The sequence below is a fragment of the Ruegeria sp. BHSC043 genome (assembly GCF_059612985.1).
On record NZ_JBXWRS010000001.1, the window covers coordinates 997,238 to 1,022,774 of the forward strand.

At 60.4% G+C, this 25,537-nt stretch carries 25 protein-coding genes and 1 tRNA gene; 14 read left to right on the forward strand and 12 right to left on the reverse strand.

Annotated features, from left to right (window positions below; translation table 11 throughout):
• Window positions 1–4: 4 nt before the first annotated feature.
• From AC2FMM_RS04865 to AC2FMM_RS04895, 7 genes are all read left to right on the forward strand, one after another.
• The gene (locus AC2FMM_RS04865; protein WP_496795934.1) at window positions 5–1,429 is read left to right on the forward strand and encodes a cryptochrome/photolyase family protein; all 1,425 of its coding nucleotides are present in this window, start codon (window positions 5–7) and stop codon (window positions 1,427–1,429) included.
• 69 nt (window positions 1,430–1,498) lie between these two features.
• Window positions 1,499–2,707 (forward strand): class I SAM-dependent methyltransferase, encoded by a 1,209-nt coding sequence (locus AC2FMM_RS04870; RefSeq protein ID WP_496680838.1) that lies wholly within the window; start codon window positions 1,499–1,501, stop codon window positions 2,705–2,707.
• 70 nt (window positions 2,708–2,777) lie between these two features.
• Window positions 2,778–3,164, forward strand: coding sequence for a TrgA family protein (locus AC2FMM_RS04875; protein ID WP_496680919.1), 387 nt, complete (start codon window positions 2,778–2,780; stop codon window positions 3,162–3,164).
• A gap of 24 nt (window positions 3,165–3,188) precedes the next feature.
• Window positions 3,189–4,304 carry an NUDIX domain-containing protein gene (locus AC2FMM_RS04880; protein ID WP_496795935.1) on the forward strand — a complete coding sequence of 372 codons (1,116 nt, stop codon included), beginning with the start codon at window positions 3,189–3,191 and terminating at the stop codon, window positions 4,302–4,304.
• Between the two features lie 69 nt (window positions 4,305–4,373).
• Window positions 4,374–5,408, forward strand: coding sequence for a cysteine synthase A (locus AC2FMM_RS04885; RefSeq protein WP_496680834.1), 1,035 nt, complete (start codon window positions 4,374–4,376; stop codon window positions 5,406–5,408).
• Window positions 5,408–7,837, forward strand: coding sequence for a DUF3772 domain-containing protein (locus AC2FMM_RS04890; protein ID WP_496712336.1), 2,430 nt, complete (start codon window positions 5,408–5,410; stop codon window positions 7,835–7,837). The genes AC2FMM_RS04885 and AC2FMM_RS04890 overlap by 1 nt, the downstream gene beginning before the upstream one ends.
• A 141-nt stretch (window positions 7,838–7,978) precedes the next feature.
• Window positions 7,979–8,068: transfer RNA gene (locus tag AC2FMM_RS04895), tRNA-Ser, on the forward strand.
• Window positions 8,069–8,464: 396 nt separating this feature from the next.
• On the opposite strand, the gene AC2FMM_RS04900 is transcribed toward AC2FMM_RS04895, so the two are convergent.
• Both AC2FMM_RS04900 and AC2FMM_RS04905 read right to left on the reverse strand, forming a co-directional pair.
• Window positions 8,465–8,875 (reverse strand): topoisomerase DNA-binding C4 zinc finger domain-containing protein, encoded by a 411-nt coding sequence (locus AC2FMM_RS04900; RefSeq protein WP_496795936.1) that lies wholly within the window; start codon window positions 8,873–8,875, stop codon window positions 8,465–8,467.
• Window positions 8,876–8,926: 51 nt separating this feature from the next.
• A complete protein-coding gene (locus AC2FMM_RS04905) occupies window positions 8,927–9,826 on the reverse strand; it encodes a competence protein CoiA family protein (RefSeq protein ID WP_496795937.1) in 900 nt (299 codons plus the stop codon).
• A 196-nt stretch (window positions 9,827–10,022) separates the two neighbouring features.
• On the opposite strand from AC2FMM_RS04905, the gene AC2FMM_RS04910 reads away from it, so the two are divergent.
• The 4 genes from AC2FMM_RS04910 (at window position 10,023) to AC2FMM_RS04925 (ending at window position 12,420) form a co-directional block, all read left to right on the forward strand.
• Window positions 10,023–10,859, forward strand: coding sequence for a glycosyltransferase family 25 protein (locus tag AC2FMM_RS04910; RefSeq protein WP_496795938.1), 837 nt, complete (start codon window positions 10,023–10,025; stop codon window positions 10,857–10,859).
• A gap of 263 nt (window positions 10,860–11,122) precedes the next feature.
• Window positions 11,123–11,365: a globin domain-containing protein gene (locus AC2FMM_RS04915; protein ID WP_496795939.1), complete on the forward strand. Its 243-nt coding sequence runs from the start codon at window positions 11,123–11,125 to the stop codon at window positions 11,363–11,365.
• Window positions 11,362–12,207, forward strand: a complete 846-nt coding sequence (locus AC2FMM_RS04920; protein WP_496795940.1) for an adenylate/guanylate cyclase domain-containing protein — start codon at window positions 11,362–11,364, stop codon at window positions 12,205–12,207. The genes AC2FMM_RS04915 and AC2FMM_RS04920 overlap by 4 nt, the downstream gene beginning before the upstream one ends.
• Window positions 12,208–12,264: 57 nt before the next feature.
• Entirely contained in the window at window positions 12,265–12,420 is a 156-nt protein-coding gene (locus AC2FMM_RS04925; protein ID WP_496795941.1) for a hypothetical protein, read from the forward strand.
• On the opposite strand, the gene AC2FMM_RS04930 is transcribed toward AC2FMM_RS04925, so the two are convergent.
• From AC2FMM_RS04930 to guaA, 9 genes are all read right to left on the reverse strand, one after another.
• Window positions 12,421–13,035 (reverse strand): TetR/AcrR family transcriptional regulator, encoded by a 615-nt coding sequence (locus tag AC2FMM_RS04930; protein WP_496795942.1) that lies wholly within the window; start codon window positions 13,033–13,035, stop codon window positions 12,421–12,423.
• Window positions 13,036–13,133: 98 nt separating this feature from the next.
• Window positions 13,134–14,003 carry a polyphosphate kinase 2 gene (gene ppk2, locus AC2FMM_RS04935; protein ID WP_496712313.1) on the reverse strand — a complete coding sequence of 290 codons (870 nt, stop codon included), beginning with the start codon at window positions 14,001–14,003 and terminating at the stop codon, window positions 13,134–13,136.
• Window positions 14,004–14,052: 49 nt separating this feature from the next.
• Window positions 14,053–15,006, reverse strand: a complete 954-nt coding sequence (locus AC2FMM_RS04940; protein ID WP_496680821.1) for an alpha/beta fold hydrolase — start codon at window positions 15,004–15,006, stop codon at window positions 14,053–14,055.
• Window positions 14,996–15,913, reverse strand: coding sequence for a homoserine O-acetyltransferase MetA (metA, locus tag AC2FMM_RS04945; protein WP_496741361.1), 918 nt, complete (start codon window positions 15,911–15,913; stop codon window positions 14,996–14,998). Before metA ends, AC2FMM_RS04940 begins: the two co-directional genes overlap by 11 nt.
• 37 nt (window positions 15,914–15,950) lie before the next feature.
• On the reverse strand, window positions 15,951–16,823 hold the full coding sequence (locus AC2FMM_RS04950) for an ATPase (RefSeq protein ID WP_496712309.1): 873 nt from the start codon (window positions 16,821–16,823) through the stop codon (window positions 15,951–15,953).
• A gap of 49 nt (window positions 16,824–16,872) precedes the next feature.
• A complete protein-coding gene (locus AC2FMM_RS04955) occupies window positions 16,873–17,769 on the reverse strand; it encodes a DMT family transporter (protein WP_496795943.1) in 897 nt (298 codons plus the stop codon).
• A gap of 98 nt (window positions 17,770–17,867) precedes the next feature.
• Complete coding sequence (locus tag AC2FMM_RS04960) at window positions 17,868–19,004, reverse strand: OmpP1/FadL family transporter (protein WP_496795944.1); 1,137 nt, start codon at window positions 19,002–19,004, stop codon at window positions 17,868–17,870.
• A 119-nt stretch (window positions 19,005–19,123) separates the two neighbouring features.
• A complete protein-coding gene (locus tag AC2FMM_RS04965; protein ID WP_496795945.1) occupies window positions 19,124–20,029 on the reverse strand; it encodes a DMT family transporter in 906 nt (301 codons plus the stop codon).
• 92 nt (window positions 20,030–20,121) lie between these two features.
• On the reverse strand, window positions 20,122–21,681 hold the full coding sequence (gene guaA / locus AC2FMM_RS04970) for a glutamine-hydrolyzing GMP synthase (protein WP_496795946.1): 1,560 nt from the start codon (window positions 21,679–21,681) through the stop codon (window positions 20,122–20,124).
• Between the two features lie 82 nt (window positions 21,682–21,763).
• On the opposite strand from guaA, the gene AC2FMM_RS04975 reads away from it, so the two are divergent.
• A complete protein-coding gene (locus AC2FMM_RS04975; RefSeq protein ID WP_496795947.1) occupies window positions 21,764–22,201 on the forward strand; it encodes a GNAT family N-acetyltransferase in 438 nt (145 codons plus the stop codon).
• Window positions 22,202–22,341: 140 nt separating this feature from the next.
• Window positions 22,342–23,886 carry a trimethylamine methyltransferase family protein gene (locus AC2FMM_RS04980; RefSeq protein ID WP_496680803.1) on the forward strand — a complete coding sequence of 515 codons (1,545 nt, stop codon included), beginning with the start codon at window positions 22,342–22,344 and terminating at the stop codon, window positions 23,884–23,886.
• Here the strand turns inward: AC2FMM_RS04980 and AC2FMM_RS04985 are convergent, their stop codons facing one another.
• Window positions 23,887–24,186 (reverse strand): DUF6477 family protein, encoded by a 300-nt coding sequence (locus AC2FMM_RS04985; protein WP_496795948.1) that lies wholly within the window; start codon window positions 24,184–24,186, stop codon window positions 23,887–23,889.
• 238 nt (window positions 24,187–24,424) lie between these two features.
• Between AC2FMM_RS04985 and AC2FMM_RS04990 the strand changes: the two genes are divergently transcribed.
• Window positions 24,425–25,522, forward strand: a complete 1,098-nt coding sequence (locus AC2FMM_RS04990; protein WP_496795949.1) for a DUF6456 domain-containing protein — start codon at window positions 24,425–24,427, stop codon at window positions 25,520–25,522.
• The last annotated feature ends 15 nt before the right edge of the window (window positions 25,523–25,537 follow it).

A 25,537-nucleotide genomic window follows, 5' to 3' on the forward strand; every position in this document is an offset into this window, starting at 1 on the left:
GAGCATGGACAGCAAACAGTCACCTATTCTCATCTGGTTCCGGCAGGATCTGCGCCTGTCGGACCATCCGGCGCTAAGCGCCGCGGTACGGTCCGGGCGGCCGATCATACCGGTGTTCATTCGCGATTCACTGGTGGCGGGCCTAGGGGCGGCGCCCAAATGGCGGCTGGGTCAGGGGCTGGCGGCCCTGGCGCGAAACCTTGAACACAAGGGCAGCAAGCTTGTCCTGCGCAGCGGGGCCCCACTGGACGCGCTGAAGGCTCTCATTGGCGAGACGGGCGCGCGCGAGGTCTATTGGTCTCGGGCCTATGACCCGGACGCGATCGCGCGGGACACGGGTATCAAATCGGCGCTGACGGAATTGGGCCTGACCGCAAAATCCTTTCCGGGGCACCTTCTGTTCGAGCCGTGGACAGTGGCCACCAAGACCGGGAAGCCCTTTCGGGTATTCACACCGATGTGGCGCGCGGTGGCGCAGCGGGACGTCCCCTCGCCGGATCCGGCCCCCGAGCGGCTGGCTGCGCCGTCAGACTGGCCCGCGTCCGAACAGCTGGACGATTGGGGCCTCGGGCACGCCATGCGGCGGGGCGCCGGGATCGTCGGGCAGCATGTACAGGCCGGAGAGACAGCCGCCGAGGCGCGGCTTGACGCCTTCATGGAGCGGCTGGACGCTTATCCGGCGCAGCGCGACGCTTTGGCGGATGACGGAACATCGCACCTGTCCGAATACCTTGCGCTGGGCGAAATCGGCCCCCGAACGGTCTGGCACAGGGTGAAGGGCGCGGCCCTGATCGGCTCGACCGGCGCTGACGCCTTTCTGCGGCAACTGGTCTGGCGCGAGTTCGCCTATCACCTGATGTACCACACGCCGCATCTGCTGACGCGGAACTGGAGACCGGAATGGGACGGCTTTCCCTGGAACGAGGACATCGAGACGCCCGAGGTTCGGGCCTGGATGACTGCGCGCACGGGCATACCGATCGTCGATGCCGGGCTGCGCGAGATGTACGTGACCGGGCGGATGCACAACCGGGCGCGGATGATTGTGGCAAGTTATCTGACCAAGCACCTGATGACGCATTGGAAAATCGGGATGGACTGGTTTGCCGACTGCCTGGTCGACTGGGATGCCGCCTCGAACGCGATGGGCTGGCAATGGGTGGCGGGTTCAGGGCCGGACGCCGCGCCCTTCTTCCGTATTTTCAACCCGCAGTCCCAGGCCGAGAAGTTCGACCCAAAAGGCGCCTATGTGCGGCGTTGGGTGGCCGAGGGTCAGAGCACCCCGCCGGAGACCGCCCTGTCATATTTCGAAGCCATTCCCCGGTCGTGGAACCTGAGTCCCAACGACGCCTATCCGCGGCCGGTCGTCGATCTGAAGGTCGGCCGCGAACGGGCGTTGGCCGCGTATGAAGGCCAAAAAAACCAGTAAGGAACTGAAAACTTGCCAGAAACGCTTTCGCGACCTAGCCTGACCCGAATACCGCAAAGGGGAGCGCGGATGATCTTGACTACCACCGAGGGGCAGAAAAACCTGCCCAGATATTTTGCCCAAGTCTTCAAGATGCTCGGAAAGATGGAGTCCGGCCGGCTGGATATCAGCTTGCCCGACGGGCGCGTGTTTCGCAGCGAAGGCGCCAAACCCGGACCGGTTGCGCGAGTGGACATTCATGACCCCGACGTGTTCGCGCGCCTGATCCGAGAAGGCGAGCTTGGCTTTTCCGACGCCTACTTGGAAGGCGGGTGGAGCACGCCCGATCTGCGCTCCTTCATGGATCTGGTGCATTTGGGCACCGAGACGGTCTACGACGATTTCACCGGTAAGTTTCTGGTGCAGGCCTATGAGAAGCTGCGGTTCTGGCTGCAGCGCAATCACCGGAAACAGGCCCGCAAGAATATTTCGTACCATTATGATCTGGGCAATGATTTCTACGCCGCTTGGCTGGACGAAACGATGACCTATTCCAGCGCCCTGTTCGAGACCGGGCAGGAAAGCCTAGAAAAGGCGCAGATCGCGAAATATGCCAGCATGGTCGATGAGATGGGTGTAAAGCCAGGGGACCACGTGCTTGAGATCGGATGCGGCTGGGGCGGGTTCGCTGAATACGCCGCAAAGGAGCGCGGCCTGCGCGTGACGGGGTTAACGATCAGTCAGGAGCAGTTGAAGTACGCACGTCAACGGATTGAAAAAGCAGGGTTGTCAGACCGGGTCGAGCTCAAGCTGCAGGACTATCGCGACGAACGTGGGCAATATGACGGCATTGCATCGATCGAGATGTTCGAGGCCGTCGGGCAGAAATATTGGCCCGTCTATTTTGAAACCGTGCGCGAGCGGCTGAAGCCGGGAGCTCAGGCGACCTTGCAGATCATCACTGTCGCCGACCGGCGCTGGGAGGTTTACAAGAACGGTGTGGATTTCATCCAGAAATATATCTTTCCGGGCGGCATGCTGCCGTCGCCGACGGTTCTGCGCGCGCAGATCGCTCAGGCGGGCCTGCAGGTTGTGCGATCGAAGGAATTCGGGCCGAGCTATGACCTGACGCTGCGCCGTTGGTACGACACGTTCAACGAAAAATGGGACCAGATCGCGGCCATGGGCTTTGATGAGCGTTTCCGCCGCATGTGGAATTATTATTTGACGGCCTGCGGCGCGGCCTTTGACACCGGCAATTGCGATGTGACACAGATCACCATAGCAAAACCGAACTAAAGCACGGAAAAGACAAATGCCCACCGCCTCACGCCTGGTTGCCGCGATCTGCCTTGTGGTCGTGGCCTTTCTGGTATCCGGAATGATCATGGACAACGGAGAGGAGGGCAAGGATTATGGCTATTTCACCTATGTCAACGTCATACTCGGGTTTCTGTGCGGCTGGGTGATCATGGGCAAGCGCGCCGGTCACGGGTGGACGGCCGCGATCAACAACGGGCTGACCGGGGTGGTTTCGCTGGTTTTCTGGGGGCTTTTCGTGCAAGGCACCTACGAGATGTTTCGTCTGGCGATGCGCCACCGGTATGACGGACCGTTCGAAGCGTTGCTTGCGATTTTCCAGCTGGGTGTCGAGTTCGGGCAAGAGCTGATCTATCCGGAAATCATTGCAACCCTGGCCTTCGGGGCCATCCTGTCGGGGCTGTTCACCGAAGAAGCGTCGCGTCGGTGGAACTGAGCTCTGGTTGAAGGTCCTGACAACATGACAGATCTGTTTTTCTACGGCACGCTGCGCCACTTGCCGCTGCTCGAACGTGTGCTGGGCCGGTCCGGGGATGCGCTGGCGGTTCGGCCGGCCCGCCTGATCGACCACGCCGTGCGTTGCGCAGAAGGGCAGCCCTTTCCGATGATCGTGCCCGAAGCTGCACAAGCGGCCGAGGGGCTGCTTGTGCAAGGTCTGCAGGCGTTGGACTTGGACCGGCTGGCCTTCTACGAGGGCGGGTTTGAGTTCGATCTGCGAGATTGCGAGGTGCAGTGCGACGATGGCACGCTGGTGCCGGTCCAGGTGTTCTTTCCTGACGCCGGCCGGTGGACACCGGGTGCGCCATGGTCGCTGGACCAGTGGGTTGCCCGATGGGGACCCATGACCCTGCTGGCCGCTGACGAGGTCATGAGCTGGTACGGCCGGATCGATGCCGTCGACATCGCCGAAAGCTTTCCGGCCATCCGAACCCGGGCCTGGGCCCGGCTCGCGGCCCGGAAACGCCGTACCGGAGATCCGCGCGACATTCGCAAGGACGTGATCGTTCACCGGCACCACCGGGCCTACGTCAACTATTTCGGTGTCGACGAGATCGACCTTCAGCATCGCCGCCATGACGGCACGATGGGGCCGGTTCTGAACCGCAGCGCCTTGATGCAGGGCGGTGCCGTGGTCGTCCTGCCATATGATCCGGTCCGCGACTGCGTTCTGCTGGTCGAACAGTTCCGCCCGCCCGTCTATCTGATCGACGACCCCGAGCCATGGGTCTGGGAACCGGTGGCCGGCATGATCGACCCCGGTGAGACGCCTGAACAGACGGCGCTGCGGGAAACGGTGGAGGAGGCGGGGGTGTCGCCGTATCGGCTGGAATACGCCGGCGGGGCCTATTCCTCGACCGGGTCGTCGACCGAATTCGTCCATCTGTATGTCGGCCTGTGCGATCTGACCGATCCGGCGGCCAATGGCGGTGTGACGGCCGAGGGCGAGGACATCCGCAGCCGGATCCTGCCATATGACGTGTTCATCGGCCAGGTCGACCGCCACGGCTTCAAGGACATGCCGTTGTTGGTGGTGGCGCATTGGCTGGCGCGCCATAGGGATCGGTTGCGCGACTGAGCATCGCCGCTTGTCGTCGGAGCCGGGCACCTGTATGCCTGCAATGATGCCAAATGACATGAGGGCGCCATGCGCATAGCACGAGATCTTGCCGACGCAGTTGGAAAAACCCCGTTGATCCGCCTCCGCCGGGTCAGCGAGGAAACCGGATGTGAAATTCTGGGCAAGGCCGAGTTCATGAATCCCGGTCAGTCGGTCAAGGACCGGGCCGCGCTGTACATCATTCGCGATGCCATCGCCCGTGGCGAACTGAAACCGGGGGGAACCATCGTCGAAGGCACGGCCGGAAACACCGGGATCGGGCTGGCGTTGGTGGGGGCGTCGATGGGGTTCAAGACGGTGATCGTGATCCCCGAAACACAGTCGGAAGAAAAGAAGGACATGTTGCGCCTTGCTGGCGCGCAACTGGTCCAGGTGCCGGCTGCTCCGTACCGGAACCCCAACAACTTTGTCCACTATTCGCGCCGCCTGGCAGAGAAACTGGCCAAGACCGAACCCAATGGCGCGATTTGGGCCAACCAGTTCGACAACGTAGCCAACCGTCAGGCCCATGTGGAAACCACCGGCCCCGAGATCTGGGAGCAGACCGAAGGCAAGGTCGACGGGTTCATCTGTGCCGTGGGCTCGGGCGGAACGCTGGCCGGCGTGGCCGAGGCGCTGCAGCCCAAGGGCGTGACCATCGGGTTGGCCGATCCGCTGGGCGCGGGGCTATATTCCTATTACACGACCGGCGAAATCGCGATGGAGGGCAGCTCGATCGCGGAAGGGATCGGGCAGGTGCGCATCACCAAGAATCTGGAAGGGTTCAATCCGGACCATGCCTACCAGATCAGCGATACCGAGGCGCTGCCCTATGTGTTCAACCTGCTTCGCGAAGAGGGGTTGGTGATGGGCGGCTCGACCGCGATCAACATCGCCGGCGCGGTCCGGCTGGCCCGCGAAATGGGGCCTGGGCACACGATCGTCACGGTCTTGTGCGACTATGGCACGCGCTATCAGTCCAAACTGTTCAACCCCGAATTCCTGCGGGAAAAAGAGCTGCCCGTCCCCGAGTGGATGACCGAGGCGCCCCGCAGCATCCCCGGCGTGTTCGAAGACGTCTGATGGTCAGGCACCTGCAACATCTGCTGGCACTTGCCTTTGTGCTTGTGCTGAGTCTGGTCGGCGGTGCATCTGCCCAGCTGAGTGACACGCAGAGCGAGTATTACAAGAAATGGCTTAGCACAGCCGAGCGCGCTGAAAACGTCATTGAGGCGCGCCGTGCTTCGAATGCCGCATTCGAAAATTTGAGAGCAGAAATAAATGCTTACAGGGAGGATTTCAATAAGGCACGGACGGCAAACACCGATCGTTTGAAAACACTCGAAGCACAGCTTAATGCGCTTGGGCCGGCGCCCGAGGATGGCTCGGAGGAACCAGAGCAGATAGCACAGCTGCGGTCCCACTTGGAAAGTCAGATCAACAAGCTGAAGATCCCGCGGATCATCAGCGAGGAAGCTTTCAGTCGCGCCAATGGATTGATCAGCGAAATTGACGCGATCATTCGAGAGCGGCAGCGTACGCAGCTTTTGACGCGTGGGCCGTCGCCGCTCAATCCCGCGTACTGGGTACCTGCCTGGGAGGCGGTCAGCGAGGCCGGGCATAGCCTGGTCAACGAAACCAAGGCGAACCTTCGGTCAGCAGTCGTTCGTGAAAGAATGCGCAATGATGCTCCGGCCATCCTGACGCTGGTCATTTTGGCGCTGGTACTACTGCTGTTTGGTCGTCGCTGGTCAGAGAGGGCCGGCGATTATCTGCGGCGCTTTGGCGGTGCGGGGCGTGGCGTGTGGACGTTCATCGTTTCGCTGTTTCGGATCATCTTCCCGTGGATGGGGGTCGTTTTTCTCATCCAGGCCGTGTCGATGACCGGCGTTCCAGGGTTTCGCGGCGCTTTGCTGATCCAAGAAGTCCCCTATTGGGCCGCGATCATCCTGTTCTACGACTGGATCGGACGTCAGATACTTTCGATGAGCGAGGCCGATGGTGCCTTGGCCCTGCCGGAAGGCAAGGTTGCTGAACTGCGGCTTTATATCGACCTGTTGGCCGTGATGCTGATTTTGCACGAACTGGCGCAGTTGTTCGGTCGGATCGAAAACATCTCCGACGCGACCCGCGCGGTGGTCAACTTTCCCATCATTCTGATTACCGGTCTGCTATTATTGCGAGCTCGGCATATCCGTGGTGGCGGTGATGGTCGAGATTCCGAAGAACAGACTTCGGAGCGGGGCCGGGGATTTGCGCAGATCGTCGAGCTTCTTCGGCGTCTCATGTTTTTGTTGGGGGCCACCGGACCATTGCTTGCTGCGCTGGGTTATACCAACGCGGCCGTTGCGGTTGTCTTCCCGGCGGTCAAGACGCTTATTCTGATTGCGGCCCTGGTGATCTTCCAGCGTTTCGTGACATCGCTATATGGCTGGCTGACCGGCCAGCAGGACGGGGCGAGCGACTCGCTGTTCTCGGTTCTAGTCGGGTTCGTTCTTGCTGTTCTGGCGCTGCCAGTCCTTGCGCTGTACTGGGGCGCGCGGGAGACCGACCTGATCGAGGTCTGGTCGCGGATCATGCTGGGCTTCGACATTGGTGGCGTGACAATCTCGCCGTCCAATTTCCTGACTTTCGTGGCCGTCTTCGTGATCGGCTACATGCTGACCCGCCTCTTGCAAGGCACGTTGCGCGGATCGCTTCTGCCGAAGACCGGGCTCGACGCTGGAGGGCAGGCCGCTGTCGTGGCCGGAACGGGCTATGTCGGTATCTTCGTGGCGGCGTTGGTCGCCATTGTGGTCGCAGGCTTTGACATGTCTTCGTTGGCGATCGTGGCCGGGGCGTTGTCGGTCGGTATCGGTTTCGGCCTGCAGACCATCGTGTCGAACTTCGTTTCCGGGATCATTCTGTTGATCGAGCGCCCGATCTCGCAGGGCGACTGGATCGACGTGAACGGCATGACCGGATACGTCCGCGATATTTCGGTCCGCTCGACCCGGATCGAGACCTTTGATCGGACCGATGTCATCATCCCCAACTCGGACCTGATCAGCGGGGTGGTCACGAACTATACCCGCGGCAACACCATCGGGCGGGTCATCGTTCCGGTCGGAGTGGCCTATGGCACGGATACCGCCAAGGTCGAGAAGATCCTGCGCGAGGTGGCAAACCAGCATCCGATGGTCCTGTCGCACCCGACGCCCAACATCTACTTTGTCGGGTTCGGGGCAGACTCGCTTGATTTCGAGATCCGCGCGATCATCCGCGATGTGAATTGGGTGGTGGCGGTAAAGTCCGAAATGAACCACGAAATCAATCGCAGATTCGCCGAGGAGGGGATCGAAATTCCCTTTGCCCAACGGGATGTCTGGTTGCGCAATCCCGAGACATTGGTCGGAGCGCCTGGGGCTGGTGTCAATGCGCCCGAAGTCGAGTGCGAGCCGAGTCAAGGAAAGGCTTCGCCGGATGGATTGTCAGACGGTGCCCACAAGTCCGAGGGAGACGTCAAAACCTGAAGGCTCGGTGTCCGGGCCCAAAGAATGGGTTGGGTTGTTCATCAACAACGTCGGAAATTTTTGGTCCGGCTGAGATGCATGTGATTTGCGTTCAATCGGGCCTTGCAAATCCTGATTCATTGGTCCAAATATCCTCGGCACGGAGAGGTGGCCGAGTGGTCGAAGGCGCACGCCTGGAAAGTGTGTAGGCGGGAAACCGTCTCCAGGGTTCGAATCCCTGTCTCTCCGCCATGATCCTTCTATAATAAATTGATATTATTGATTTATTGGCGACAAAGTTACGTAGCCCCCCCATTTTGCCCCCCCCCCCGCTCGAAGGCAAGCCAATACCAAGGAGTGTAGCGACAAAGCTTGGCTGCCAATGCATTCCCTTGCCGGACAGTCCGACTCTAGATTTTCCGGCCCTGAGCCGACCCCCGAAGTGGGGTCTCGATGCTGCGACAAGACCCGCCTAACTAATAGTCTGCGGACAAAGCAACATTTGGCAAACTCGGTCAATAGCGTTGATACCCAAGGGGGCGTTGGCACGGAATGCCTGTTCTGAGCCGAACCTAGAGGTTTTTGCGTGACGCTTGAATGTCAGATTGCGTCGCAGGCCGCTGTTGTAAATTTGAGAAATCCATTTTGCTACTGTTTCACGGGCCGGGGAGAAGAAGGCATCGCTCTATGCGATAGCGAAGTATCGTCAGCTGGAGGTCTTCGCAGAATCGGCTTCTCAGCACAGATTTTCTCATGTTCCCGGAGTGCAGCGCGTCGTTTTTGCTCGTGCGACTTTACGATCGACGCCAATGGTGTGTTCGAATCGAATGGGAATATTCCCCTGCATTGCGGATATAAACTGCACCCCCAGAAGAGTTGTTCTTTTTTGTTCTTCCGTAGAGCCATCTTCCTACCACACTTTTTGCAGTCAGGATGCGCGGAAATGAAATCTGAGCAAAACTTCTTGTCTTTTTCCGAACCATTGGGAAGACATTTGGTCAGGCCTCCTCCCCGCTCCAAATCGTTGTGTGCGAGTTGGCGAACGTATTCCTTTTGCATCTCTGTTGGAATATTGCTGGAGTTGCCTCTGTGAGAACATAGAACTGAGGCTTATGCCGAATGCCGTAGCCGGTCATCAAGCATGTTCCAAAGTGGTGTATCCACGAAGTCGGGAATTTGCCCTCCACAATATTTGCAATCTAAACACTTGTAGACATAAACAGATTCAAAGTCTGGTTCGTTTCTCCGCGGACAGGCATTGACGTAGAATTTAGGAGTCAATTTACGCGGAACCATGTCGTTGAGCCGTGAGGCTTCAGCTCTCAATCTCTTCGTGAATTCTTTTTCCCATCTCTCCCGAGTCTCCGTCCGCCCAGTGACCAGCCACTTGCGTGGTGCCTGTAACTTTATTAGCCGTGTTAGTTCATTTGGTGAGACGTGGCGATCTGCGTCCGAGAGGTCAATCTCTATGGCGCCAATTCCCATTCTTCGCATTCGTTCCCGTTTCGGTTGATCGACCTCATGCGTGACACGAATTTCAATGAACAACTGGACGCCGTTCAACTCCAGAACCGCATCGGGCCGAAACCCCTGGTGTACCCAGTCTTGTGGCTCGATGCGGACATTGGACTCCGATGCAATACGTTCAGGAAAGGAATGCGTCATTAGTTCGTTCAGTTTCGCGATGGGCCGGTTTGCCAACTCGTTTGGGGCGGGCCAGCCTGCCTTGCGAATGATTTCTTCCGGAATGAGAATTTTCCCCTTCAGGTCTTTTAGGGCTTGTTTTGCGGCTAAATGTAGTGCGGTTTCGCCAGCGCTCTCGCAGTTCACTTTTGATGCATGGGCGAAGTGCCATACCCGATGCTTGCCCTGACGCGCGATCAGGGGTGACTTGCAGGCAGGGCATAGACATCCGCAATCCGAGCCGTTCCGCACGTCGCTGACATGAACCAAACGACCATCCGTTTCGCGTATACCCCATCCCGGACGATTTTCGTGAGTTGCGGACAATGGTTAGCCCCTCTTGAGGTGTAGCTGAACTACTTCCATTGTAAGTATGCACACTCCTGAATTCCAAGCTTTTGCCAAGGTGCTGGGCAGAAAACGGAGCGATATTGCCTTCTGCAAGCAAACCCCTGAACGCTGGACGAGCGGCAGGTATTGACGGTAAGGGCTAGGTCGTACGTCCAGCAGGAAGGGAACCCCAGTGCATACGCCTGACCACTCGGTGGCCGACAGCATCTATTACATCAACCTTGATCGCGTACCGGAACGCCGTGCCTTCATGGAGGCCGAGTTCGCGCGGGCCGGGTTGGCCGGGGCGCACCGTCTCAGCGCGACTGATGCCAGCCAGCCGGGGGCGCTGAATTCCGCGCGCTATGTGCCCGGCAGCGGCAGCCGGTGGGGGCTCAAGCTGAGTGAGATCGGGTGCTTCGAAAGCCACCGAAGGATATGGCAAATCGGAGCCGACAGAGGGCTGCCGGCCGTGGTCGCATTTGAGGATGATGTCCAACTGTCCGATGTGACGGCCGATGTCCTTCAATCTCTGGTCCAGAACGCCGACAAATTCGACTACGTCAAGCTCGACTATTGGCCGCGCGTGCGCCGATTCGGCCCCAGCAGGGACATTGGTGGCGTGGCGGTGCGCGAGATATTGGAGATGGTTGCCAGTGCGGCGGCATATGTCGTGTCGCAGCAAGGATGCCGCAAACTGCTGGAATGGTCCGAGGAATACTCGGACCATCTGGATGACTTTCTGACCATTCCGCGCCCGGATTGGGCCATGTATCAATGTTTTCCAGCCGTGTGTGTCCAGGCGGTTCAGTCGCAGTTGGACACTCAGACCGTCATCAAGATTAGCGAACGCGAGCAGGACGTTCGCATCAACAGCGGGCTGGACAAGGGGCCGACCTGGTTCCGGGTGGCGCGCGAGCTGAAGGCTGCGGGCCGCAAGCTGTACTGGCGGGCAGGCGGACAGTCCCGGCTTTTGAAACGGGGCGGCTATGTCGGTCTGGTTCCGTGCGCGGACGATCTTGATGTCTGAACTCTTAAGGCCGGTCCGGGTCGTGCCTCTGAAAATTCGCTTGTTTTGCGTGCGCATAAACGGCTGTGTGCTCAAATTAGTTTGCAAAACTCTCGGAATGAGATTGCACTGCGAGGATGCTCGAGGTGGTATGAGGTCTCGCCGTGGCTCAGACGATTTTTGAAAAATACGGCGGGTTCAAAACGATAATCCGGATCGTGATGTCGTTTTTTGAAATGGTATTAAAGTCCGACGAGATCGGCGACTAGTTCGAAGACATCGACATGCCGCGCCTGATCGACCACCAGACTAAGTTCGTGTCCTCGTTGGTTGGAGGCCCGGCCTCGTTCAGCGATGACCGGATCGAGGTGGTCCACCGCCACCTGAGAATCAGTCATTCGGATTTCGACGCGATGGCGGCATTGTTCGGGCAGGTCCTGTCGATGCATGGCATGTCGGATGAAGATTTGGATGCTGCCCTTGCCGCCATTGAGAGCAAGCGGGGGGATCATCCTCGCCCGGCATGAGTATCCAGGCCATCAACGAGCAACTGTTGCGGGCCATCGGAGTCGGCGTTGCCGTATTGCGGGCGTCGGATCTGACCTTCATCTTCCACAACGGGCCTTTTGCCGAATGGTTCGGAACGCCGGCCGTCGGCCAGACCTTGCCGGACCTGCTGCCCGATCTGGACAGGCGCGAACTGGATAATGTCAAGCAATCATTACTGCGCTATTTGGCCGAGCTGAAAATCAAGCGCAACCGCCGGACGCCGGTTTTCGCCGTCTCGGTGTCGCTGGCCAACGGGATGGACGAGCAGATTCTGGTGGTCGAATGCCAGAACATCACCCGCATCCGCGAGCTGGAAAGCATGATCGACAGCTATTCGACTATGGTCGAGCGCAACACGCGCGAGTTGGAGTGCGCAAAGGAGCGGGTCGAGCGGTTGCTGCTGAACCTGATGCCGCGATCCGTCTACGAGGAGTTCAAGACCTTCGGCGTGGTGACACCGCAGCTGTTCGATCAGGTGTCGGTGGTGATGCTGGACTTCGTCGGGTTCACCGATTTTGCGGCCCGGACCGACCCCACGGTCACGTTGAGCGAGCTGAATGACATCTTCACCGCCTTTGACCGGATCGTCGAGCAATTCGGCTGCGAGCGGATCAAGACGATCGGCGATGCCTACCTGGCGCTGTCGGGAATGCCGGACGCAACGCCCGATAACGCGACGGCGGTGGCGCATTGCGCGGTGCGGTTTCTGCGATATCTCGACCGGCGCAACGAAAGCCACCCGCAAAAATGTCAGGCGCGCATAGGCCTGGGCATCGGTCCGCCGGTCGGGTCGGTCGTGGGAGTGCAGAAATACGTCTAAGATGTCTTCGGGCCAGCGGTGAACATCGAATCGCGGCTTTAGGTTTTTGCCGACCCCATGAACATCGTCGCGCCGGAAGATATGAAATACGCCCTGATCGACGAATTCCAGATCGCCGATCTCGGGGCGGTCGAAATCAAGGGCCTGGGGCGGATGGATCTGATCAATGTCAGTTCGCGGCTGAACGTATCCTGGTCCGGCCGGATGCCGTGATCAATCGTCCGGGGGCACCAGCCCCAGACCGCGCAGATAGATGCCAATCCCGGTTTCCAGAAGGTCCTCGGGCGGGAAGGGCGAGGACGCGCCCGTGTTGCGGGCATAGAGTTCGACCACGCCGTGGCTCATGGCCCAGATATGCGCGCTGAACATCGAGGCGGGTGGGCGTTTCTCGGGTGGGATGTGTTGTGACAGGTCGGCGGCTGCCTGTTCAAGCACGGATTTCGCACGGTTTGCGGCCATCGACAGCTCGGGCGTGCGGTTCAGGGATATGCCGCTTTCGAACATCGCGATGTAGTGACCGGGATGCTTGCGGGCAAAGGCCAGATAGGCCCGGCCGGTCGCCTCGAACGCGGCAAGCGCCGACGGCTGCCCCTTGTCATAGGCGTGTTGCATCAGGTCGGCGAACATCTCGAAGCCCTGGCGCGCAGCCTCGGCGATCAGGTCTTCGCGCCCGTGATAGTGGCGATAGACAGCGGCCGGCGTCACCCCGGCGGTCTTGGCGGCCTCGGACAGGGTAAAGCCGGTCGGGCCCTTTTCCTCGATCAGGGACAGGGCCGCCTCGATCAGCGCCTGCTTGAGGTTCCCGTGGTGATAGCCGCGCTTGGTCATACCGGCCTCGAATGCCTGTGTTTCTTTTGTCTTTTGCCTAATGGGTATATGGTGTCGATCGGCAGGAATCCACCGCTGCGGCATGGCCGCGCGGGTCGTCATGCATCCCAGATTTCCGGCCCCCCGCAGATCAGGGGGTCTGGGGTGCCGACGGTGTCGAGATCTTTTTCGTCATGGTCCAACCCCGCCAGAACCGTTCGGATCGCGGCCAGCCGGGCGCGCTTTTTGTCGTCCGCGCGGATGATGGTCCAGGGGCAGTGGTTGAAATGCGATCGGGTCAGAGTTTCGTGGATGGATTGGGTGTAGTCCTCCCACTTGCCAAGGCCGGCGATGTCGATGGGGCTGAGCTTCCAGTATTTCAGCGGGTCGTTTTCGCGGTCTAGAAAGCGCCTGAGTTGTTCGGCCCGACCAACGTTCAGCCAGAACTTGAACAGGCGGATGCCGTCGTTGACCAGACCTTCCTCCAACCCCGGAAGCTGTCTAAAGAAGCGCTCTCGATCGTCCGGGGTGCAAAAGCCAAAGACGTTTTCGACCACGCCGCGGTTGTACCAGCTGCGGTCAAAAAAAACGAGCTCTCCGGCCGAGGGCAGGTGCGGAATGTAGCGCTGGAAATACCACTGGCTGCGTTCGGCATCCGACGGTTTGCTGAGCGCCACGACCCTTGCGCCGCGCGGATTGAGATTTTCGCGGAACCGTTTGATGGTTCCTCCTTTGCCCGCGGCGTCGCGCCCTTCGAAGATGATGGCGACACGTTGACCGGTTTCCTTGACCCAGGCCTGCAGCTTGACCAGTTCAATCTGCAGCGCGTCCATCTGCCGGTCATAGTCCTTACGCTTCATCTTCTGTCGGTAGGGGTAGGTTGGAGACAGGATGTCGCCGCGGCCAGCATTCTCGATCGCGTCGCGGACATCTTTGGGTGCGGACTTGCGGTAATAGTCGTTGATTGCCCCTTTTTGGGTTCCGGTCATGAAGCGCCTCGTAACACTGTTCACAGGTCACTATGGCTTGCTGGCCGGGCTAACGCAAACCGGCACGGTGCGCTGCCCGCTCGATGGCTGCGGCCACCTCGGACGCGGCGACGACCTGTGGCATGTGGCCGATGCCCTGCAGTTCGATCAACTCGGCGCCCGGTATCCGATCGCGCAGGCGCCGCGAGTGCCAGTCCAGCCCCACGGTGGTATCGGCAGTGCCGTGGACGATCTCGGTCGGGGCCGAAATTTCAGGATAGCGCGGTTCGAGTCTCGTGACTTCATCCAGCAAGTTGGCGCGCTGTTTGGCATTGGCGTGCATGGATGCGCGGCGCAATGTCAGACCGGGACCGAAATGCTGGGCATAGCCTGCAGGCGTCTTTTGCGGGGAAAACACGGTACCCAGCGCTTTTTCGACATACCAGTCCGGCACGAAAGCGGTAATCAAAGGCAAGAGCACTGCGCTGCCCCAGGCCGTCGATGAGACGCCATTGAACGAATCCAGCGGGGTTTCCCATGGCACCGCTGCCGGGGCGATCAGGACCAGAGCCAAAATATCTTCCGGTCGCGTCACCGCCCAGGCAAGGGCGACCGAACCGCCATAGCTTTGCCCCGCGACGATGGGTTTGTCAGCCCCCAACCGGGCCGCGGCCCTTTGCAGGATGTCCGCCTGTTCGACGATGGTTTCGCCGGCAGGATTGAAGCTTTGCGAATATCCAAGGCCGGGTCGGTCGAACACGATGACACGAAAAGACCTGGCCAGTATCGGTGCCAGCGCAAAGGTCATGTCGCGGGTGTTGCCGCTGGAGCCATGTATCAGCACGACGTCAGGCCCCTGACCCATGACCACCGCATGGACGGCGATACCGTCGATGTCCAGGATTTGCCCCTCGGGCGGGAAGTCGGCCAGGGCTCGGGATTCCCGCTGGGCCGCAAGCCAGAGGGTCACGGCCGCCAGCGTTGCCGCGGCCGCGGTGAACAGTATCAGCGCCTTAACGGCCAATTTCGTTCATGTCGAACGGGGTGGTCTGGTAAATCTCGTTGATCCAGTTCCCGTACAGAAGATGCGCGTGGCTGCGCCAGCGGTTCTGCGGAGTCCGGCTGGGATCGTCGTCGGGGTAATAGTTGATCGGAACGTTGATCGGCGTGCCGTTGGCGACGTCGCGGTCATATTCCTGTTTCAGTGTGTCGCTGTCGTATTCGAAATGGTTGAAGATATACAGAGCCCTGTGTGCGGGGTCCTCGACCAGGCAGGGGCCGACCTCGTCACTGCCCAACAGGGTGGTCAGGCCGGGGGCGGCGTCGATCTCGCCCTGTCGCACCTCGGTCCAGCGGCTGACGGGGATCACGCAGTCATCCGAGAAGCCGCGCAGAAACGGCGAGGCAGGCGCAAGGTTGCGATGCCGGAAACAGCCGAAAGCCTTGGCCGGAAGCATATGCTTTCGGACCCCGTGGAAGTGGTAGATCATCGCCATCCCGCCCCAGCAGACGCCAAATGTGGAATGCACGTTGGTCTGGGTCCAGTCGAACACCTCAGTCAGTTCATCCCAATAGGTCACGTCGGTGAAATCCAGATGTTCGATCGGGGCGCCGGTGATGATCAGCCCGTCGAATTTCTGGTCCTTGACCTCCTGGAAAGGGCGATAGAACTCTTCCATGTGCTCGGCGGCGGTGTTCTTGGTCTGATGTTCGGTCATCCGGATCAGCGACAGTTCGATCTGAAGCGGGGTTGCCCCGATCAGCCGCGCGAACTGGTTTTCTGTCTGGATCTTCTTCGGCATCAGGTTCAGCAGCCCGATCTTCAGCGGCCGGATGTCCTGCCGCATGGCCTGATCCTCGGCCATGACCATGACGCCTTCCTTGGTCAGGACGTCAAAGGCGGGCAGGTCAGAGGGGATCTTGATGGGCATGGTTCAAACTTCTGGTTGGTCCGGTGAGAGGCTCTAGTTAGGATGCGGCCCGGCGGGCCTCAAGGGTGCGTTCGATCAACTCGTCGAAATCACCGGCATCGCGTACCTGTCCGATCTGGTCGGCAGTGACGGTCACGCCCCAGTTTTCCGCCATCGCCCGATACCGCGGTTGGCGATGCGCAAGCGCCTGGGCATAGGTCCAGCGGATGAAGTCATCGGGGTTCACGTCAGCCTCGGCGCAGCCGTGCCGATCCAGGTAGTCCCGCCAGACGCGCGTTAGGAATTCGGCCTGGTAGGACATGGGCTTGGGGGCCTTGTCAAAGCGACGGATCAATTCGGCGGTGTGCGCGTCGTCGCCCTTGATCCAGATCATCAGTGTATGGTGCGACAGTTCCGACAGCACGCGATCCGCCGGGTCATCGGGATCGACCCATTCACAGATCGACCCGCCCGTATCGCAGATGAAATGCGGATAACCGTACAACCGCTGCGCGCGGTCGATGAAATATTCGGTGTCCAGCAGGGCGTGGATCTCGGCCAGCCGGAACTGTTCCTGCCGGCGCCGGTATTCGGGCATGGGCAGGCCGCCCAGGTCCGGGTTTCCGGGCTTGCCCAGATAGGCGGACACGGGGGTCAGATTCTCGAACGAGATATTCGAGCCGATGTAGATGGAATCGGTCAGCAGCAGATCGCGCAGAAACGGCACCTTCATCGCCTCGGCCTTGGCGTTGTCGGTGATGTATTCTCCCATATAGCGTGTACCGATCCGGTAATCGATCGAGTAATGAAACCAATCGCCGGATTCGCGCAGGATATTCGAGACATAGGTCTTGCCCAGCCCCGACATCCCGAAAAACAGCACCTTCTTTCGTGCAGCCTCGCGCCATTCCCGTGCCGAGCCGTAGATCATGTTCCGCCGTCCCTTGTTTTGCCCTAGCTAAAACGCAGGGCGCGCGGCGTCAATCGCGCCGCCCGGATCGGCTGAGGATCGTCAAGCCTAAGGCAAGAACGCCGAACCCCAGATAGGCGTTGGGCGGAAGGGCCTCGTTTCGGACCAGGGCGCCAAGCGTGATCGCCACCGGAGGGATGATGAGCGTCACCAGCAACAGATTGCCGCTGCCCGCCGCCGCGAGGATGCGGTAATACAGCAAATAGGCGCCGGCCGTTGCCACCACGGCGAAATAGCCGATGGCCAGCCACGTCTCAGCGGGCAGGAACAGGACGGGCGGGCCGTCAACGACCATCATGACTGGCAGCATGAAAACCGTAGAGGCGGTCAACATACCAGCAGCCGAGACTTGCGGCGGCAACCCGGACAGGTGAAGCCGCGCCCAGACCGCCGCCATCGCATAGGATACCGCGCCGGCCAGAATCGCCAGTTGCCCCATGCTCTGCAGGTCAAAGCGCAGCAGACTGCCGATGCCAATCGTGATGGAGACGCCGGCGAATCCGAGGATCACCCCGATCAGGCGGGTCGCCGAAAGCCTCTCGTCGGGAAAGAACATCGCGGCGGCCAGAACTCCGAAGATGGCCGTGGCGGCGTTCAGAATTGAGGTTAGGCCGGTATCCACATGAAGCTGGCCCCAGGCCATCAGGGTGAAGGGTAGGGCATTATTCAGCAGCCCCATGACCAGGAATGCGCGCCAGACCCGCCAGCTGGTCGGCACGGGCAGCCGCTGGATCAGGACTACGGCCCAAAGAGCCAGCGCCGCCCAGAAAACCCGGTGAAACACGGCGGTGATTACCGGAACCGAATCCAGTGCGATTCGGATCGCAAGGAAGGACCCGCCCCAGATCAGGCCCAGCAGCACGAGTTCGGCCCCGGAGCTGGGTGAGAGTGTTTTTTGTCGTGTCATACCGGCATTTTCCACACCAGAGCCGGGCAAACGACCCGGATCATGCGAAAAACCCCGCCACTTGGGCGGGGTTCATGTTTTCAACCATTTGGCGGTCTTCAGTTCAGCGCATAGGTGATCTGGAAGCCGACACTCCAGGCGCTGTTGCCTTCGAATGTGGCGCGCGCACCGGGGCCCGCGCCGTCGGCGATCGCATCACCCAGATCTGTATAGCGGACCCCGGCCGATATCTTGGCCTTCTCCATCGAGTAGGTGCCGCCCAAGCCGATGCTCCAGAACCCGTCGGTTGGGCCGAGGTTGGATACGGGCTCGTCAGTGGACGATTCATACCCAAGCGTCACGGCGCCCGAGAACTGCTCGTTGAACTGGTAGCCCAAGCCAAGCGAATAGGTCCAGGTCGGGTCGTCATAATCGACCAGTGGGTTCGCCGGCGGGTAGTTCGGCGGGTCATACACCGTCTGCGGCCAGTCCGCCCAGCGGACCGAACCAAACAGCAGGGTCTTTGGTGCAACACCGGTCTGGAAGTCCAGGTTGACCGACTGTGGCGAAACCACTTCGCTGGTGCTGTTTAGGCTTGCGACCGTGCCGGGCGGGATCGGCGGAACCGGGATCGGGTTCAACGACTCCGTTTGCGACAGATCATGCGAGATCTTCGAGTTGTAGGTCAGTGCGACACGCGCGGCGATTTCGGGTTTCTCCCACGCCACGCCGACCACGTAACCCAGTGCGGTATCGGCATCTGCGTCAACTTCGTATCCGGCTGCGGCCGGAACCGCGACATTGGCACTAAGGCGTTGAATCCGCAGGCCCCCGATTGCACTGAATCCGCCGTCGAACTTGTAGCGCAACAGAGCGGTGATCGCATCTGTATCCGCCTTCGCCCGTAGAACGTCGGTCCGGCCACCCGGGATCGGGTTCTGCGACAACGGATAACTAGCACCATACGAGACATCCGCGGCAAACGGTTCGTCGTAGATCAACGCGAAGTCCAACCTTTCGTTGACCGCACGCTTATATGCCAGATGGGGCGTGAAGAAGTTGTTGGCCACCTCTCCTGAGTCCACCCCGAGCATCGTTCCGGTCACGCTGGGCGATGTGTAACCCAAGCGGAACTGGACCACCGATCCTTCTTCGAAGATGACGTTGATGCCTTGACCACTCCGGTCGATACCGCCTGCATGTACGGCTGTCGCTCCGACGCAAAGCGCGCACGCTTGTAGCAGCGCTTTTTTCATGTGTTCCTCCCTTTTCACTATCCGGTGCCACGTCACTTTTGTGGTGAGTGTTTGTGGCGATGAATTCGATGAACCCTATTCACGCGGAGTTTAAAAAAACGTCAACCTATGACCGAACGTTAGTTGTTTTGTGTACCCCGATGTCGTGTTGCAGAATTGCTACGGCCTTCGGCTCGAACGTTTAGGAAAATACCGCCGAAAATCACGGCAGCTCCCAGCAGTGTCCAATGGTTGAGCGGTTCGCGATACAACAGCATCCCCACAACCGCGATCGTCGGCAGACGTGCAAAGTCGAACGGGATCACGACGCTGGCGGGCGCGATGGCCAGCGCGTTGGTGATGCAGAAATGCGCCAACAGCCCCGCCAGCCCGACCAGCAGCAGGAAGGGCGCTGTTTGCAGGGTCGGTGCCGCGATCTGCCCGTCGATACCCGATGCAGCAAGCCCCATGACCGCCTGCATGCTGGTCAACCAGAAGACGATGCAGCCAATGCTGGCGAACCGTGTCAGCTTTTTGGTCGAAATCGTTGTCAACGCAAAGAAAACAGCCGAGGCTGTCGCGGCCATCACTCCCGGCGAAATCGAGGTGGCGCCGGGGCGGGTCACGATCAGTACTCCGACAAACCCGATCACGGCCGACAGCGCGCGTGTCGGGGTCAGGCGCTCGCCCAGCAACAGGGGCGACAGCAGAATGACCCAGATCGGCTGCGTGAATTCCAGCGCGAAAACCTGCGCTAGAGGAATGACACTGACCGCGTAGAACCACAGGTTCTGGCCCGCGAAATGCACCGTGTTACGAACAAGATGCAGCCCGAACCGCCGGGTCGAAACTTGATGCCATTTTTGGGTCAGCGTCAGAATGGTGGCGACCACGATCACACCGACGACGCTGCGGTACATCATGATCTCGAACGTATCGTGGACGGCGCTCAGCTCGCGCCCCGCAACGGCCATAGAGGAAAACGACGCGATGGCGCCGGTCATCCACAGTGCCGTTTTGACCATCGTCCTTGCGTTCTCATTCATTCCGAATCCCTGCGCTATCGCCGGAGAAGCGAACCAGACACAGGCGGTTGGAACAACAACAAAAAAGCCGGGTCAGGGCCCGGCTCTTCGTGTCATTCCCATTCGATCGTGCCAGGAGGCTTGGATGTGATGTCATAGGTGCAGCGGTTGATGCCCTTGACCTCGTTGATGATCCGGGTGGCGGTTTCACTCAGGAATTCGTGGCTGAACGGGTAGTAATCGGCCGTCATTCCATCGACAGATGTCACCGCCCGCAAGGCGCAGGCATAGTCATAGGTGCGCCCGTCGCCCATCACGCCGACCGTGCGCACCGGAAGGATCGCGACGAAGGCCTGCCAGATCTCGTCATACAGGCCGTGCTTGCGGATCTGGTCGATATATATCGCGTCGGCCTCGCGCAGGATTTCCAGCTTTTCGCGGGTGATCTCGCCGGGGCAGCGGATGGCCAGACCGGGGCCGGGGAAGGGGTGGCGGCCGATGAAGCTGGGCGGAAGGCCCAGTTCGCGGCCCAGCGCGCGAACCTCGTCCTTGAACAGTTCGCGCAGCGGCTCGACCAGCTTCAGGCCCATCTTTTCGGGCAGGCCGCCGACGTTGTGATGCGATTTGATCGTGACTGACGGGCCACCGGAAAACGACACCGATTCAATGACATCGGGGTAGAGCGTGCCCTGGGCCAGAAACTCGGCGCCTTCGATTGTGTCGGCATGCTTCTGAAACACGTCGATGAACAGCTTGCCGATGATCTTGCGCTTCGTCTCGGGGTCCGAGACGCCCTCGAGCTCGCCCAGGAACAGCTCGCTTTCATCCGCGTGGATCAGTTGGATGTTGTAGTTGTCGCGGAACATCGAGACGACTTCCTGCGCCTCGTTCTTGCGCAGCAGACCGTGATCGACGAAAACGCAGGTCAGCTGGTCGCCGATCGCTTCGTGGATCAGAATCGCCGCGACCGAGCTGTCGACACCGCCCGACAGACCGCAGATCACTTTCTTGTCGCCGACCTGTTCGCAGATCTTGCGGATCATCTCGTCGCGATAGGCGCCCATGGTCCAGTCGCCCTTGAACCCGGCCAGTTTCACGAAATTCTCGTATAGTTTTGCGCCCTTGGGGGTGTGGTGCACCTCGGGGTGGAACTGAACGGCATAGAAATGGCGGTTGGTATCGGCGGTGATCGCAAAGGGCGCGTTGGGCGAGGTGCCGAACACCTCGAACCCCGGTGCGATTTGGCTGACATGGTCGCCGTGGCTCATCCAGACCTGTTCTTTGCCATCGGTGAACCAGCCCTCGAGCAGGTCGAGCTTGCCGCGCGGCGTCACGAAGGCCCGCCCGAACTCGGCGGTGCCGTGGCCGCTTTCGACCTTGCCGCCCAGCTGGTGCATCATGACCTGCTGGCCATAGCAGATGCCAAGGATCGGAACGCCATAGTCGAAGATCTCTTGCGGAACACGCGGCGAACCTTCGCGGGTTACGCTGTCCGGTCCGCCCGAAAAGATGATGGCGCGCGGGGCCATGTCCCGCACGAAATCCATCGTGACGTTCTGGTAGGGGTGGATTTCGCAATAGACGTTCAACTCGCGCAGGCGGCGCGCGATCAGCTGCGTCACCTGGCTGCCGAAGTCGATGATCAGAAGGCGGTCATGGGATGTCTCGGTCATACCCGGCCTTTAGGTCGGAAGCCTTGCATGTGCAAGCGCCTTGACGTCATTTGGCGGGAAAGAGTGACGCGGAGCGCACCGAATGACCGAAATCACGCTTAGACCTGCTGTTGTGGGGGACACGGACTCCATTCGCGCATGTATCCGGGCCGCCTATGCGGGCCCGGCGGCGCGGATTCCCGATCTGCCAGACGTCGCGGCCAGCCTCGAGGATGACATTGCGCAGCATAACGTCATCGCAGCCGAGGTGCATGGCGAGATTTCGGGTGTTATCATCTTCGGGCCCGTGGGGCAGGCGATGATGGTGTTCAACCTAGCGGTTTCGCCGGTTGTACAGGGGCAGGGGGTGGCCCGCAAGCTGCTGGCCCAGGCGGAAGCCCAGGCCATCAGGTCAGGGTGCGACCGGTTGAAGCTGACGACCCACCGCATGATGAAGAATACCTGCGCGATGTACCGGCATCTGGGCTGGAACGAGGTCGCCGCGCAGGGCAACAAGGTCTACTTTGAGAAACCCCTGTGATCCCCGAATGCGCCAGATTTGAGGGGGTGACCTGACGCACCATGTCGCTTTTTCCCCCAATGCGCCGGAAATCACATCTGATGGCGCGCTAGATTCCAGTAACACACATACCAACCTAAACAGTCACACGGGGTCATCTGATGGCAGAGGCAAACACCCGACGCAGAGCGCGCGGTGGCGGCGGCGCCGCCCGCCGGGCCGAACGCACGGCGGTTCGGATCGAAACGGCGAAATACATCGAGCGCAACATTCCGAACTTTGAGGTTCTGAACGACGAGGCGCTGGAGATCATCGAAACCAACGCGGAGACCGTGCTGGAAGAAGTCGGCGTCAATTTCGTCGACAACCCGGCGGCACTGGAACGCTGGCGCGACGCCGGGGCCGATGTGGACGGGGAACGGGTACGCATCCCGCGGGGCCTTGCGCGCGAGTTGATCAAGACCGCGCCCAGCCAGTTCACGCAGCACGCCCGCAACCCCGAGAAATCGGTGGTGATCGGCGGGCGCAACCTAGTGTTGGCTCCGGTCTATGGACCGCCCTTCGTGCGCGATGCCAAAGGCGGCCGCCGCTATGCCACGATGGACGACTTCAACAAGTTCGTGAAACTGGCCTACATGTCCAAGTGGCTGCACCACTCGGGTGGCACCGTCTGCGAACCCACCGACATTCCGGTGAACAAGCGGCATCTCGACATGCTGATGGCGCATATGACGCTGTCCGACAAACCCTTCATGGGTTCGGTGACCGATCCCAGCCGGGCGCAGGATTCGGTCGAGATGTGCGAGATTCTGTTCGGCAAGGAGTTCGTGCAGGAAAACACCGTGATGACCTCGCTCACCAACATCAACTCGCCGATGACGTTCGACGACGTGATGATGGGGTCGCTGGAAGTCTATGCGCGCAACAACCAGGCCTGCATCATCTCGCCCTTCATCGTGGGCGGCGCGATGGCGCCGGTCTCGGTCGCGGGGACGCTGACCCAGGTGCTGGCCGAGGTTCTGGCCGGTGTGGCCTACAGCCAGATCATCCGTCCCGGCGCGCCTGCCATCTTTGGCGCTTTCGTGTCGTCGATCGACATGAACTCGGGCGCGCCGACCTTCGGCACTCCCGAAGCGTCGCTCATCACTTATGGTGCGGGCCAACTGGCGCGTCGTTTGAACCTTCCTTACCGCTCGGCCGGGTCGTTCTGCGGCTCGAAACTGCCGGACGCGCAGGCCGCATACGAAACCGCGAACTCGCTGAATACGGGCTTGCTGTCGGGCGTCAACTTCATGTTGCATGCCTGCGGCTGGCTGGAGGGCGGCCTAGTGGCGGATTTCGAGAAATTCGTGATGGATGCCGACCAGCTTGGCGTTCTGCACGCAATGGCCAAGGGCGTTGCATATGATGAGAACGCGCAGGCTATGGACGCAATCCGCGAGGTGGGGCCGGGCGGTCACTACTTGGGCTGTGCCCATACCCAGGCCAACTTCAAGGACGCGTTCTGGAAGACTGAGCTTCTGGACTACAAGCCCTTTGAAACCTGGGAAGAAGAGGGCGCGCGCGACACGCGCACTCTGGCCTCGGTCCGGGTCGAACATCTGCTGGCCCATTACCAGCAACCGCATCTCGACCCCGAGAAACTGGCCGCGCTGACCGCCTATGTCGAAGAAAAGAAAGCGTCGATGCCCGACGCCTTCTCCTGATTAGTGACAGGCCGGGGCGCGGCTGACCTGATATAGCTGCGCCTCGCCCGCCAATGCGATCAAAATGTCCAGGTGACGGACCAGAGAATAGGCCGGATCATTGATGCGCCGCCGGTCTTCCATCTCGCGCTCCAACTCCAACAGCCGTATCAGCGCCGCCCCCGAACCGGGCAGGGCGCCAAAACCCAGCACACGCTGCAAATGCCTGTTGCGGTCGTAGTCCCGTGCCCCCAGATTGGCCGCCCGAGCCAACAGGCGGGGACGGCGAAGGGATGTGATCATCGTGGTCAGGTCCTGCATCGGGCAATCCTTTATTCTATGTTGGATGCCTCACTGTTGCACAACCTGAGCGGGTGTTGCCTTCTCCGGGCTCTCTCCGAACGATGGTTTCACCACTGTTTATGATTTTGAATCAATTCTGGTTGGCGCCGTTGGTGGTTAACGAACGAGTAACGAAACCAACCCTAGTTAGATTTGGTTAACACTTTATCCAACGGCGGATACTGGCAGTTTGGTTTGTCGACGAGGGCGTACAACAATGGACAACATCATGGCTTCCACCGTTCCAACTTGGGTCCCCGAAGGCGCGCAGCGCTATCTGGCCCATACCGAAGCGGGGCGGTCGATCCGGGATCTTGCACGATCGGCCGGATGCCACGCGTCAACCATACTCAGGCAGATCCGACGCATCGAAATGCGGCGCGACGATCCGCTGGTCGATGCAGCATTGCAATCGCTTGCGCAAACCCATTTCGCCGACCAGAGCCGGCGGCAAGAGGCAGACGAAGAGCCCACGCCGTGCGAATTGACGGCCGAAGACGAGGAGTTCGACCGCGAGGCCCTTCGCGTGCTGCGCCGCCTGTGTGAAACCGGCGCTGTTCTGGCCGTTGCCGAGGACATGGACAAGGCCGTCGTGGTGCGCGATAGCGGGGCGGCCGGCGCGACCCGGACCGCCGTTGTCGATTGCAAGATCGCTCAGGCCTTGGCTTTGAAAGACTGGATCTCGTGCGACAATCCCGGACGGATCAGCCGCTATCGGATCACCCCGACAGGGCGAACGGCGCTGGGTCAGTTGATCGCTGATGCGGAAAACCGGGCCAGGGCCAGGGCGGAATACGGAATGGCCGAAGCACCAGCAGCGTTTCAGCATCGCAACGCGGCACAGCCGAGCCACGCCCCGCGCGCTCGTCGGATCCGCTACACTGCCGCCGAAAGCCCTCTGGTCGCTTTAGCACGTCGTCGGGACCGGGATGGAAAGCCGTTTTTGGATGAAAGTCTGGTGCGCGCCGGCGAACGGCTGCGGGAAGATTTCGAGTTGGCTCAGTTGGGGCCACATGTCACGCAGAACTGGGACAGGTTCCTGACCGGCGGCGGGCGCGTCGGGTTCGAGGGCGATGCGCCGTTTGCGCGGGGGTCCTCCGAGGCACGCGACCGCGTGGCCCGCGCGTTGTCGGATCTGGGGCCGGGGCTAAGCGATGTGGCCTTGCGCTGCTGCTGCTATCTGGAAGGGTTGGAACTGGCCGAGAAACGCATGGGCTGGTCGGCGCGCTCGGGCAAGATCGTGCTGCGGATCGCGCTCCAGCGGCTTAAGCGGCATTACGAAATGCAGGCGGAGAGCGACCGGCGGATCGGGTGATCTGCCGCGAACTTC

Bases quoted from the DNA above. Each gene is read 5' to 3' on its own strand.
- AC2FMM_RS04920 (WP_496795940.1), top strand. From the start codon at position 11,362: ATGAGTATCCAGGCCATCAACGAGCAACTGTTGCGGGCCATCGGAGTC.
- AC2FMM_RS04880 (WP_496795935.1), top strand. From the start codon at position 3,189: ATGACAGATCTGTTTTTCTACGGCACGCTGCGCCACTTGCCGCTGCTC.
- AC2FMM_RS04915 (WP_496795939.1), top strand. From the start codon at position 11,123: ATGCCGCGCCTGATCGACCACCAGACTAAGTTCGTGTCCTCGTTGGTT.
- AC2FMM_RS04890 (WP_496712336.1), top strand. From the start codon at position 5,408: ATGGTCAGGCACCTGCAACATCTGCTGGCACTTGCCTTTGTGCTTGTG.
- guaA (WP_496795946.1), bottom strand. From the start codon at position 21,681: ATGACCGAGACATCCCATGACCGCCTTCTGATCATCGACTTCGGCAGC.
- ppk2 (WP_496712313.1), bottom strand. From the start codon at position 14,003: ATGACCGGAACCCAAAAAGGGGCAATCAACGACTATTACCGCAAGTCC.
- AC2FMM_RS04950 (WP_496712309.1), bottom strand. From the start codon at position 16,823: ATGATCTACGGCTCGGCACGGGAATGGCGCGAGGCTGCACGAAAGAAG.
- AC2FMM_RS04990 (WP_496795949.1), top strand. From the start codon at position 24,425: ATGGACAACATCATGGCTTCCACCGTTCCAACTTGGGTCCCCGAAGGC.
- AC2FMM_RS04865 (WP_496795934.1), top strand. From the start codon at position 5: ATGGACAGCAAACAGTCACCTATTCTCATCTGGTTCCGGCAGGATCTG.
- metA (WP_496741361.1), bottom strand. From the start codon at position 15,913: ATGCCCATCAAGATCCCCTCTGACCTGCCCGCCTTTGACGTCCTGACC.
- AC2FMM_RS04965 (WP_496795945.1), bottom strand. From the start codon at position 20,029: ATGAATGAGAACGCAAGGACGATGGTCAAAACGGCACTGTGGATGACC.
- AC2FMM_RS04900 (WP_496795936.1), bottom strand. From the start codon at position 8,875: ATGCAAAAGGAATACGTTCGCCAACTCGCACACAACGATTTGGAGCGG.
- AC2FMM_RS04870 (WP_496680838.1), top strand. From the start codon at position 1,499: ATGATCTTGACTACCACCGAGGGGCAGAAAAACCTGCCCAGATATTTT.
- AC2FMM_RS04955 (WP_496795943.1), bottom strand. From the start codon at position 17,769: ATGACACGACAAAAAACACTCTCACCCAGCTCCGGGGCCGAACTCGTG.
- AC2FMM_RS04925 (WP_496795941.1), top strand. From the start codon at position 12,265: ATGAACATCGTCGCGCCGGAAGATATGAAATACGCCCTGATCGACGAA.
- AC2FMM_RS04930 (WP_496795942.1), bottom strand. From the start codon at position 13,035: ATGACCAAGCGCGGCTATCACCACGGGAACCTCAAGCAGGCGCTGATC.
- AC2FMM_RS04885 (WP_496680834.1), top strand. From the start codon at position 4,374: ATGCGCATAGCACGAGATCTTGCCGACGCAGTTGGAAAAACCCCGTTG.
- AC2FMM_RS04960 (WP_496795944.1), bottom strand. From the start codon at position 19,004: ATGAAAAAAGCGCTGCTACAAGCGTGCGCGCTTTGCGTCGGAGCGACA.
- AC2FMM_RS04975 (WP_496795947.1), top strand. From the start codon at position 21,764: ATGACCGAAATCACGCTTAGACCTGCTGTTGTGGGGGACACGGACTCC.
- AC2FMM_RS04985 (WP_496795948.1), bottom strand. From the start codon at position 24,186: ATGCAGGACCTGACCACGATGATCACATCCCTTCGCCGTCCCCGCCTG.
- AC2FMM_RS04980 (WP_496680803.1), top strand. From the start codon at position 22,342: ATGGCAGAGGCAAACACCCGACGCAGAGCGCGCGGTGGCGGCGGCGCC.